Origin of the sequence: Pseudomonas aegrilactucae, assembly GCF_019168305.1 — a bacterium.
Classification (GTDB): Bacteria; Pseudomonadota; Gammaproteobacteria; order Pseudomonadales; family Pseudomonadaceae; genus Aquipseudomonas; species Aquipseudomonas aegrilactucae.
Window position 1 is genome coordinate 21,704 of sequence record NZ_JAHTBI010000041.1, and the last position, 11,075, is coordinate 32,778.

Genomic DNA, 11,075 nt, shown 5'->3' on the forward strand with positions numbered 1-11,075 from the left:
GACGTCACTTGCCGGCATTGCCATCCGGCACGAATACATAGCCCACGCCCCAGACGGTCTGGATGTAGCGCGGCTTGGAAGGATCGGGCTCGATCATGCGGCGCAGGCGCGAAATCTGCACGTCGATGGAACGCTCCAGCGCGTCCCACTCGCGGCCACGGGCCAGGTTCATCAGCTTGTCGCGGGTCAGCGGCTCGCGCGCATGCATGACCAGCGCCTTGAGCACCGCGAACTCGCCGGTGGTGAGCATGTGCACTTCATCGCCACGCTTGAGTTCGCGGGTGGCCAGCGACAGGGCGTAATCGCCAAAGGTGACGGTTTCGTCTTCGCTGCCCGGTGCGCCCGGCACGATCGGCGCCTGGCGGCGCAGCACGGCCTTGACCCGCGCCATCAGCTCGTCGGGGTTGAACGGCTTGGCCAGGTAGTCGTCGGCGCCCAGTTCCAGGCCCTTGATGCGGCTGAGCTCGTCGCCCTTGGCGGTGAGCATGATGATCGGCACCTGGTTTTTCGCGGCACGCAGGCGTTTGCAGGCGGTCAGGCCGTCTTCGCCGGGCAGCATCAGGTCGAGCACGATCAGGTTGAACACTTCACGCGCCAGCAGGCGGTCCATCTGTTCGGTATTGGGTACGGCACGGGCACGATAGCCCTTGCTGGTGAAGAAACGCTCCAGCAGGCTGCTCAGGCCCGGGTCGTCATCGACGATGAGGATTTTCTCGCCTTCGGCGGGTTGTGCAGTGCTGCTCATGGGTAGCTCCTTTAATCACGGCGGGCATTATGGCTTAGCCGCCAATGGTCCGTGCCGTGTGCATTGTTAGCAGATTTTTCCCGGTGCGCCAGCGGCATGCCCCGACAGGCTGGCGCGCCGCCATCACCGCAAGCCCGGATCGCTGGGTATAATGCGCCGCTTTCATCCAGCGTCGCCCTGCTCGAGCGCGCCCAGCGGCGCCGGCCTGCGGCCTTTGCATTCACGAATTGTCAGGTGGTTTTATGGACAGCATCAACAGCCGCATCGCCGAGGAACTCGGTGTACGCCCGCAACAGGTCGAAGCGGCCGTGGCTCTACTTGATGAAGGCTCCACGGTGCCTTTTATCGCCCGTTACCGTAAAGAAGTGACCGGCAGCCTGGACGACACCCAACTGCGCAACCTCGAAGAGCGCCTGCGCTACCTGCGCGAACTCGACGACCGCCGCGCCAGCATCCTGGCCAGCATCGAGGAGCAAGGCAAGCTGACCCCGGAGCTGGCCCGCGAGATCAAGCTGGCCGACACCAAGACGCGCCTCGAAGACCTCTACCTGCCGTACAAGCAGAAGCGCCGCACCAAGGGCCAGATCGCCCTGGAAGCCGGCCTGGGCGAGCTGGCCGACGGCCTGTTCAACGACCCGCAACTGAGCCCGGAGACCGAAGCGGCGCGCTTCGTCGACGCCGAAAAAGGCGTGGCCGACGTCAAGGCAGCGCTCGAAGGCGCCAAGTACATCCTCATGGAGCGCTTTGCCGAAGACGCCAGCCTGCTGGCCAAGCTGCGCAACTTCCTCAAGCAGGAATCGGTGCTCAGTGCACGCCTGGTGGCCGGCAAGGAAGAGGAAGGGGCGAAGTTTCGCGACTACTTCGAACACGACGAACCGCTCAAGAGCGCGCCCTCGCACCGTGCCCTGGCGATTTTCCGCGGGCGTAACGAAGGCGTGCTGTCGGCCAGCCTGAAGGTCGGCGAAGAGCTGCCCGGCACCCTGCACCCGTGCGAAATGATGATCGGCGAGCATTTCGGCGTGAAAAACCAGAACCGCGCCGCCGACAAATGGCTGGGCGAAGTGGTGCGCTGGACCTGGAAGGTCAAGCTCTACACCCACCTGGAAACCGACCTGTTCGGCGAGCTGCGCGACAACGCCGAAGGCGAGGCGATCAACGTCTTCGCGCACAACCTGCACGACCTGCTGCTGGCCGCCCCGGCCGGCCCGCGCACCACCCTGGGCCTGGACCCGGGCCTGCGTACCGGCTGCAAGGTGGCCGTGGTGGATGCCACCGGCAAGCTGCTGGACACCGCCACCGTGTACCCGCACGTGCCGAAGAACCAGTGGGACCAGACCATCGCCGTGCTGGCGGCGCTGTGCGCCAGGCACAAGGTCGAGCTGATCGCCATCGGCAACGGCACCGCCAGCCGCGAGACCGACAAGCTGGCCGCCGAGCTGATCAAGAAATACCCAGCCCTGAAAATGACCAAGATCATGGTCTCCGAAGCCGGCGCCTCGGTGTACTCGGCCTCGGAGCTGGCGGCCAAGGAGTTCCCGGACCTGGACGTGTCGATCCGTGGCGCCGTGTCCATCGCCCGTCGCCTGCAGGACCCGCTGGCCGAACTGGTCAAGATCGACCCCAAGTCCATCGGTGTCGGCCAGTACCAGCATGACGTGTCGCAGCTCAAACTGGCGCGCGGTCTGGACGCGGTGGTGGAGGACTGCGTGAACGCCGTGGGCGTCGACGTCAACACCGCTTCGGTAGCGCTGCTGGCGCGCATCTCGGGCCTCAACAGCACCCTGGCGCAGAACATCGTCACGCACCGTGACGCCAACGGCGCGTTCAAGACCCGTGCGGCGTTGAAGAAGGTCAGCCGCCTGGGCGAAAAGACCTTCGAACAGGCCGCAGGCTTCCTGCGCGTGATGAACGGCGACAACCCGCTGGACGCCTCGGCGGTTCACCCTGAGGCCTACCCGCTGGTGCAGCGCATTGCCGCCGACACCGACCGCGACATCCGCTCGCTGATCGGCGACAGCGGCTTCCTCAAGCGCCTGGACCCGAAGAAGTTCACCGACGAGACCTTCGGCCTGCCGACCGTCACCGACATCCTGCAAGAGCTGGACAAGCCCGGCCGCGACCCGCGCCCCGAGTTCAAGACCGCCGAGTTCCAGGAAGGCGTCGAAGACCTGAAGGACCTGCAACTGGGCATGGTGCTCGAAGGCGTGGTGACCAACGTCACCAATTTCGGGGCCTTCGTCGACATCGGCGTGCACCAGGACGGCCTGGTGCACATCTCGGCGCTGTCGGAGAAGTTCATCAAGGACCCGCGCGAAGCGGTCAAGGCCGGTGACGTGGTCAAGGTCAAGGTGATGGAGATCGACATCCCGCGCAAACGCGTCGGCCTGTCGATGCGCATGGGCGACACCCCGGGCGAGAAGATCGACGGTGCCCGTGGCAGCCGTCCGGGCTCGGCGCCGCGCCAGCAGCAAGCGGCGCGCGTCAAGGAAACCCCGGCCCCGGCCAACAACGCCATGGCGTCGCTGTTCGCCAACGCCAAGCAACTGAAGAAAAAGTGATGGCCGTACCTGAAGACCTCGTCCAGAGCGCATTCAGCCAATTGCTCGGCTGCCGCCTGCAACGCCTCGACCAGGGCGTTGCCGAGGTGGCCCTGGCACTTGAGCCGCACCTGCGCAACCGCGGCGGCAAGCTGCACGGCGGGGCGATCTTCAGCCTGGTCGACATCGCCATGGGCCTGGCCTGCTCCAGCGCCCATGGGTTCGACCAGCAGAGCGTGACAGTGGAATGCAAGATCAACTACCTGCGCCCGGTCAGTGACGGCGAGGTGCTGTGCGTGGCCCGGGTGCTGCAGGCCGGGCGGCGCATACTGGTGGTCGAGGCCGATGTGCTCCAGGGCGACAAACTGATGGCCAGGGCCCAGGGCACCTTCGCCACGCTCTAGCCGCAAATGCCCAATATGCGGTACTTTCGGCAGTGCGCGGGCGCTGCCGGAACCCTGCGAAAACCAGGCGACCACGCCAGTTCCTCTGTCCACCCTTGTAGACCGTCATTTCCACCCCCATATTGGGGCGACTGACGCGTGAAGGAATCCATCTTGAGCGAACTTCTCAACCGCCGCCTGAGCCTGCTCGGCCAGGGCGACAACCTCTCCCTGCTCAAGCAGTGCCTGCACGGCATCGAGCGTGAATGCCTGCGCGTGACCGAAGACGGTCGTCTGGCCCAGACCCCGCATCCCGAAGCCCTGGGCGCGGCGCTGACCCATGAGCAGATCACCACCGACTATTCCGAGTCGCTGCTGGAGTTCATCACCCCGGCCCTGCCCGACCCTGCGCAGACCCTGGAAAACCTCGAGCGCATCCACCGCTTCGTCTACACCAAGCTGGGCACCGAGTACCTGTGGAGCCCGTCGATGCCCTGCCCGCTGCCGGCCGAGGAAGACATTCCGATCGCCTGGTACGGCAGCTCCAACATCGGCCAGCTCAAGTACGTGTACCGCAAGGGCCTGGCCCTGCGCTACGGGCGCACCATGCAATGCATCGCCGGCATCCACTACAATTTCTCGCTGCCGGAACACCTCTGGCCGCTGCTGCGCCAGGCCGAAGGCCAGGCGGGCGACGACCGTGACTACCAGTCGTCGGCGTATATCGCGCTGATCCGCAATTTCCGCCGCTACAGCTGGCTGCTGATGTACCTGTTCGGCGCCTCGCCGGCCCTGGACGCCGGCTTCCTGCGCGGCCGTGCACACCAGCTCGAACAGTTCGACGCCGACACCCTGTACCTGCCCTACGCCACCAGCCTGCGCATGAGCGACCTGGGTTACCAGAGCAACGCCCAGGCGGGCCTTACGCCCTGCTACAACGACCTTGCCAGCTACACCGACAGCCTGCGCAAGGCGGTGGCCACACCGTACGCGCCGTATGTCGAGGTCGGTACGCACAAGGATGGCGAGTGGGTGCAGCTGAACACCAACATCCTGCAGATCGAAAACGAGTACTACTCCAACATCCGCCCCAAGCGCGTGACCTACAGCGGCGAGCGGCCGATCCAGGCGCTGATGGCGCGCGGCATCCAGTACATCGAAGTGCGCTGCCTGGACATCAACCCGTTCCTGCCGACCGGCATCGACCTGACCGAGGCACGCTTTCTCGACGCCTTCCTGCTGTTCTGTGCACTGCAAGACAGCCCGCTGCTGGGCAACGGCGAATGCGGGCAGTGCACCAGCAACTTCCTCAGCGTGGTCAAGCAAGGCCGTCGGCCGGGCCTTGAGCTGCAGCGGGACGGTCAACCCGTGCCCCTCAAGCAGTGGGCTGACGAGTTGCTGCAGCGCATTGCACCGCTGGCCGAGCTGCTCGACCGCAGCCACGGCAGCGATGAGCATGCCAAGGCCCTGGCGGCGCAGGCGGCCAAGGTCGGCGACCCGTCACTGACGCCATCGGCGCAGGTGCTGGCGAGCATGACCGAGCACAAGGAGAGCTTCAGCCGCTTCTCGCTGCGCCAGAGCCAGGCACATGCCGCGTTTTTCCGTGGCCAGGCGCTGAGCAGCGAGGTGCAGCAGCGTTTCGAAACCCTGGCGCGCGAGTCGCTGGAGGCGCAGGCCACGCTTGAGCGTGAAGAGGACAAGGTCGACTTCGACCTGTTCGTCGGCGCTTACCAGGCCAGCATCCTGGCGATCAGCAACTGACATGACGCGCACCGCCACAGCACGCAAGCCGCGCGCGGCCAGCCAGGCACGGATCGACTCGATCCTGCAGGCGGCCCGCGAACTGCTGGCCAGCGAGGGCGTGGCCAGCCTGTCGATCTACAGCGTGGCCGAGCGCGCGCAGATTCCGCCGTCCTCGGTGTATCACTTCTTTGCCAGCGTGCCGGCGCTGCTCGAAGCCCTCACGGCAGATGTGCACTGTGCGTTTCGCGCCTGCCTCCAGGCGCCCATCGAGCCGGGCAGCCTGGCGCAGTGGCGCGACCTGTCGCGGCTGGTGGAGCAGCGCATGCTGAGCATCTACCACCAGGATGCGGCGGCGCGCCAGCTGATCCTGGCGCAGCACGGGCTGAGCGAGGTGACCCAGGCAGACCGTCAGCACGATATCGAGCTGGGCGACCTGATGCACAAGCTGTTTGCCGAGCATTTCCAGCTGCCGGTGCTGCCGGAGGATGTGGATGTGTTTGCCCTGGCAATGGAACTGGGCGATCGGGTGTATGCCCGTTCGGTGCAGTTGCACGGGCAGATCACGCCGCGCATGGCGGAGGAAGGGATGCGGGTGTTCGATGCGTATCTGGGGCTGTACCTGCCGCCCTTCCTGCCTGAACGCTGACGGCCCTTTCGCTGGCAAGCCAGCTCCCACAGGCACCCCACTGCTCTGAAGAACGGTGATTACCCTGTGGGAGCCGGCTTGCCAGCGGTCTCAGAGCTTGGCGATCGACACTTCGGTCGACTTCACGAAGGCAATCACCTCACTGCCGATGGTCAGTTCCAGCTCCTTGACCGAACGGGTGGTGATCACCGAGGTGACGATCCCCGAAGCGGTCTGCACGTCGATTTCCGACAATACAGGGCCTTCCAGGATTTCTTTCACGGTGCCTTTGAACTGGTTGCGTACGTTGATCGCTTTGATGGTCATGTGCAGGTTTCCTTGTAGAGGCGAAAGATCAATGGGCCCAACGCAATTGCGTAGGCAAAGGGGCTACAGGTTCGGGCTCGGGCGGCGTGCCCGGTACCGACAGGACGCGGTTCAATACTTCGGTTTCCAGCGCCGCCAGGCGGTGTGAGCCACGGGCACGCGGGCGCGGCAGGTCGACCAGCAGGTCCAGGCCGATCTCGCCGTCTTCGATCAGGATCACCCGATCGGCCACCGCCACCGCTTCGCTCACGTCATGGGTCACCAGCAACACGGTGAAGCCATGCTTGCGCCACAGGTTCTCGATCAGTTGCTGCATCTCGATGCGTGTCAGCGCATCCAGTGCCCCCAACGGCTCGTCCAGCAGCAGCAGGCGTGGCTGGTGAATCAGCGCACGGGCCAGGGCCACACGCTGCTTCTGGCCACCGGACAACGCCGCCGGCCATTCATTGGCACGGTCGGCCAGGCCGACCGCTTCCAGCGCCTGCAAGGCACGCTCGCGCCAGTTGCCGGTGAGCCCCAGGCCGACGTTGTCGATGACCTTCTTCCAGGGCAGCAGACGCGCCTCCTGGAACATCAGGCGGGTGTCTTCGCGGGCATCGCTCAGCGCCGCGGAACCGGCCCGCAGCTCACCGCCGCTGGGCTGGTCGAGGCCGGCCAGCAGGCGCAGCAAGGTGCTCTTGCCGCAGCCGCTACGGCCGACGATGGCGACGAACTGGCCCGCCGGGATGTGCAGGTCGATATCGCGCAGCACCTGACGTTGGCCAAAGGTCTTTTGCAGCGTGTGCACGGCCAGCGGGATTCCGCGCAGCAGCCGTGGCGGTTGTTCCTTGAGTACGGTCATACGCCGTCTCCTTTGACTACCTGATAAGCCGGGTGCCAGCGCAGCCACACCCGTTCAAGGCCGCGCGCAGCGAGGTCGGCGAGTTTGCCGAGCACGGCGTACAGCACGATGGCCAGTACCACCACGTCGGTCTGCAGGAACTCCCGGGCGTTCATCGCCAGGTAACCGATACCGGCGTTGGCCGAAATCGTCTCGGCCACGATCAGCGTCAGCCACATGAAGCCCAGGGCGAAGCGCACCCCCACCAGGATCGAGGGCAGTGCGCCCGGCAGGATCACCTGGCGAAACAGCGCAAAGCCGCTCAGCCCGTAGCTGCGCGCCATCTCCACCAGCGCCGGGTCGACGTTGCGGATGCCGTGATAGGTGTTGAGGTAGATCGGGAACAGGGTGCCCAGTGCCACCAGGAAAATCTTCGCCGACTCGTCGATGCCGAACCACAGGATCACCAGCGGGATCAGCGCCAGGTGCGGCACGTTGCGGATCATCTGCACCGAACTGTCGAGCAGGCGTTCGCCCCATTTCGACAGGCCGGTGATAAAGCCCAGTGCCAGGCCGATGCTGCCGCCGATGACGAAGCCGACGGCGGCGCGCCAGCCGCTGATGGCCAGGTGGGTCCAGATTTCGCCGCTGCGCACCAGTTCGACACCGGCGCTGAACACCGCGCTCGGAGCCGGCAGGATGCGCGTGGACAGCCAGCCGGCGCTTACCGCCAGCTGCCACACGGCCAACAGCAGCACCGGCAGGGCCCACGGCGCCAGGCGTTGCGACAAGGGGATGGAGGATCGGCTCATGGTTCGGTCCTCACGCCTTGGCCGCAGCGTTGGGCAGGATGTCGTTGGCGACCATTTCGCCGAACGGGCTGACGTAGTTGGCGCCGCTCGGTACTTCAGGGCGCTGGATATCCAGGTGCGGGAACAGCAACTCGGCCACCCGGTATGACTCTTCCAGGTGGGGGTAACCCGAGAAGATGAAGGTATCGATGCCCAGGTCCGCGTATTCCTTGACCCGTGCGGCAACAGTCGGGCCATCGCCGACCAGTGCCGTGCCGGCACCACCCCGCACCAGGCCTACGCCCGCCCACAGGTTGGGGCTGACTTCCAGGTTGTCGCGGTTGCCGCCGTGCAGCGCAGCCATGCGTTGCTGGCCGACCGAATCGAAACGCGCCAGCGAGGCCTGGGCACGCGCAATGGTGTCGTCGTCCAGGTGCGAGATCAGGCGTTCGGCAGCCTGCCAGGCGTCGGCGTTGGTTTCACGCACGATCACATGCAGGCGGATGCCGAAGCGTACGGTACGGCCCTGCCTGGCCGCCTTGGCACGCACCTGCTCGATCTTCTCGGCCACCGCCGACGGCGGCTCGCCCCAGGTCAGGTACAGCTCGACCTGTTCGGCGGCCAGATCTTGCGCGGCCTCCGACGAGCCGCCGAAGTACAGCGGCGGACGCGGTTGCTGCACGGGCGGGTAGAGCAGCTTGGCGCCCTTGACCTGGATGTGCTGGCCATCGTAATCGACGGTTTCGCCTTCCAGCACGCGGCGCCAGATGCGGGTGAATTCCACCGAGGCCTGGTAGCGCTCTTCGTGGCTGAGGAACAGGCCGTCACCGGACAGCTCCTCGGGGTCGCCACCGGTCACCAGGTTGAACAGCGCACGGCCGTTGGACAGGCGGTCCAGGGTAGCGGCCTGACGGGCCGCCACGGTCGGCGAGATGATCCCCGGGCGCAGCGCCACCAGGAACTTCAGGCGCTGGGTCACCGGGATCAGTGAGGCGGCCACCAGCCAGGAGTCTTCGCAGGAGCGCCCGGTGGGGATCAGCACGCCACCAAAACCGAGGCGGTCGGCTGCCTGGGCGATCTGCTGCAGGTAGCCGTGGTCGACGGCGCGGGCGCCCTCGGCGGTGCCAAGGTAATGGCCGTCGCCATGGGTCGGAAGAAACCAGAAAACGTTCAGGCTCATCGGAGTTGTCTCCTAAGGGTGGCGCAAAACCGGGGCGGCGCCCCGGCGCGGGCAAATCGTCAAGGCGCGGTAGCGACCTTGGCCGGTGGCGTCCAGATCACATCCTTGATGCTCAACGGCTTGGGAATCAGCTTCAGGGTGTGGAAGGTGTCGGCGATCTTCTGCTGCGCGGCGACCACTTCCGGGGTCAGGAAGTGCGCGCCGTAGCCTTGGCGTTTTACCGAGGTCAGGGTGATGTCGGCGGGCAAGCCCAGCAGCGGCGCAACCTGGTCGGTGACCTCCTGCGGGTTGGCCTGCGACCACTCGCCCACCGCGCGCACTTCCTCGACCAGTGCACTGATCACGTCGGGGTGCTGTTGTGCGTAGGGCTTGGTGGCCAGGTAGAACTGGTGGTTGTCGACGATGCCCTTGCCGTCACGCAGGGTGCGTGCCTGCAACTGCTGCTCGGCGGCAGCCTGGTACGGGTCCCAGATGACCCAGGCGTCGACGCTGCCACGCTCGAATGCGGCGCGGGCATCGGCCGGCGGCAGGAACACCGGGGTGATGTCGGTGTATTTGAGGCCGGCGTCTTCCAGCGCGCGTACCAGCAGGTAGTGCACGTTGGAGCCTTTGTTCAGGGCCACTTTCTTGCCTTTGAGTTCTTTTACCGACTGGATCGGCGAGCCCTTGGGCACCAGGATCGCTTCGCTGGTCGGCGCCGGTGGCTCATAGGCGACGTAGAGAAGGTCGGCGCCGGCAGCCTGGGCAAACACCGGCGGAGTTTCGCCGGTCACGCCGAAGTCGATCGAGCCGACGTTGAGGCCCTCGAGCAGCTGCGGGCCGCCGGGGAACTCGGTCCATTGCACCTGTACGCCCTGGGCGGCCAGGCGCTTTTCCAGCGAGCCCTTGGCCTTGAGCAGCACCAGCGTGCCGTATTTCTGGTAACCGATGCGCAGGCTTTCAGCCTGGGCTTGAGTGATGGCGCCGAAGGACACAGCCGCAGCAAACAGAGCGACCAGACCGCGACGCAAAACGACAGTGCGCATAGCGCTCTCCTTTTTGCTGTGGGGGTTCAGGCTGCACCTGCTTGCCCGTTGGCGGGCGAGTAAGGTGGGGTAAGACGGTAAAGCCGGTGATGCGGGTCAGATGCTCCAGCGAGCACTGATCAGGCGTTCATTGAGCAGGCCGGGGGCAACCGGTTTGGGTCGGCGCGCCAGGGCGCTGTAAAACTGTTCCAGCGATTCGTTCAGGCGCTGTTCCAGCGCCGGGGCCAGTTGGGCCGCTGCGCTGCCTTCGCCGTAGGCGATCTGGCTGTCGTCGGCGAAGATCCCTTGCAGGGTCTCTTGTGCCTTGAGTGCCGACAGCACCGGCTTGAGCGCGTAGTCCACCGCGAGCATGTGGGCGATGCTGCCGCCGGTGGCGATGGGCAGTACCACCTTGTGTTCCAGGGCGCGCTCGGGCAGCAGGTCGAGCAGGGTCTTCAGCGCACCGGCAAACGACGCCTTGTACACCGGGGTCGCCACCACCAGGCCGTCGGCCTGGGCCACCATCTGCAGGAAGTGCTGCACCTTGGGGCTGTCGAAGCGTGCATGCAGCAGGTCTTCGGCAGGGAAATCGCGCACCTGGAACGTCACCACTTCCACGCCCTGGTGGTGCAGCCAGTGCTTGGCACGGTCGAGCAGCACGCCGGAACGTGAACGCAGACTGGGACTACCGCCGAGAGAAACAACCAGCATTGGAGCACTTCCTTGATCGTGATCTAGAGGGGCCGCGAGTTCGTGTCTCGCTGGAGTGGAGTGACCTTAACAGCTAGATACATATGCCGATAAATCATATTTTTTCATTTGTTTATTCTTTTATTGTCTATGAAGAGCTTCGCTGGCAAGCCAGCTCCCACAAGGATGCGTGCCATTCACGGATCCCTGTGGGAGCTGGCTTGCCCGCG

11 protein-coding genes are annotated in these 11,075 nt (G+C 65.4%); 4 read left to right on the forward strand and 7 right to left on the reverse strand.

Translation table 11 applies throughout. The features are described from left to right. Positions 1–4: 4 nt before the first annotated feature. Positions 5–745, reverse strand: coding sequence for an osmolarity response regulator transcription factor OmpR (gene ompR / locus KUO17_RS12385; RefSeq protein ID WP_163940167.1), 741 nt, complete (start codon positions 743–745; stop codon positions 5–7). A gap of 242 nt (positions 746–987) precedes the next feature. Here ompR and KUO17_RS12390 point away from each other — a divergent pair, with 242 nt between their 5' ends. The 4 genes from KUO17_RS12390 to KUO17_RS12405 all read left to right on the forward strand — a co-directional run bounded on the left by KUO17_RS12390 (position 988) and on the right by KUO17_RS12405 (position 6,054). Further along, entirely contained in the window at positions 988–3,303 is a 2,316-nt protein-coding gene (locus KUO17_RS12390) for a Tex family protein (protein ID WP_217975856.1), read from the forward strand. Next, a complete protein-coding gene (locus KUO17_RS12395) occupies positions 3,303–3,686 on the forward strand; it encodes a PaaI family thioesterase (protein ID WP_217975857.1) in 384 nt (127 codons plus the stop codon). The genes KUO17_RS12390 and KUO17_RS12395 overlap by 1 nt, the downstream gene beginning before the upstream one ends. 153 nt (positions 3,687–3,839) lie before the next feature. After that, positions 3,840–5,426: a glutamate--cysteine ligase gene (gene gshA / locus KUO17_RS12400; protein ID WP_217975858.1), complete on the forward strand. Its 1,587-nt coding sequence runs from the start codon at positions 3,840–3,842 to the stop codon at positions 5,424–5,426. Position 5,427: 1 nt separating this feature from the next. Beyond that, the gene (locus KUO17_RS12405; protein ID WP_217975859.1) at positions 5,428–6,054 is read left to right on the forward strand and encodes a TetR/AcrR family transcriptional regulator; all 627 of its coding nucleotides are present in this window, start codon (positions 5,428–5,430) and stop codon (positions 6,052–6,054) included. Positions 6,055–6,144: 90 nt separating this feature from the next. Here KUO17_RS12405 and KUO17_RS12410 read toward each other — a convergent pair whose 3' ends face one another. From KUO17_RS12410 to ssuE, 6 genes are all read right to left on the reverse strand, one after another. Beyond that, entirely contained in the window at positions 6,145–6,360 is a 216-nt protein-coding gene (locus KUO17_RS12410; protein WP_009400132.1) for a TOBE domain-containing protein, read from the reverse strand. 28 nt (positions 6,361–6,388) lie between these two features. Further along, positions 6,389–7,201 (reverse strand): aliphatic sulfonates ABC transporter ATP-binding protein, encoded by an 813-nt coding sequence (gene ssuB, locus KUO17_RS12415; protein ID WP_163940159.1) that lies wholly within the window; start codon positions 7,199–7,201, stop codon positions 6,389–6,391. Further along, on the reverse strand, positions 7,198–7,992 hold the full coding sequence (gene ssuC / locus KUO17_RS12420) for an aliphatic sulfonate ABC transporter permease SsuC (protein ID WP_217975860.1): 795 nt from the start codon (positions 7,990–7,992) through the stop codon (positions 7,198–7,200). The genes ssuB and ssuC overlap by 4 nt, the downstream gene beginning before the upstream one ends. A gap of 10 nt (positions 7,993–8,002) precedes the next feature. After that, positions 8,003–9,151: an FMNH2-dependent alkanesulfonate monooxygenase gene (ssuD, locus tag KUO17_RS12425; RefSeq protein ID WP_217975861.1), complete on the reverse strand. Its 1,149-nt coding sequence runs from the start codon at positions 9,149–9,151 to the stop codon at positions 8,003–8,005. A gap of 59 nt (positions 9,152–9,210) precedes the next feature. After that, on the reverse strand, positions 9,211–10,176 hold the full coding sequence (locus tag KUO17_RS12430) for a sulfonate ABC transporter substrate-binding protein (protein WP_217975862.1): 966 nt from the start codon (positions 10,174–10,176) through the stop codon (positions 9,211–9,213). A 96-nt stretch (positions 10,177–10,272) separates the two neighbouring features. Continuing rightward, positions 10,273–10,866 (reverse strand): NADPH-dependent FMN reductase, encoded by a 594-nt coding sequence (gene ssuE, locus KUO17_RS12435; protein ID WP_217975863.1) that lies wholly within the window; start codon positions 10,864–10,866, stop codon positions 10,273–10,275. Positions 10,867–11,075: the final 209 nt, after the last annotated feature.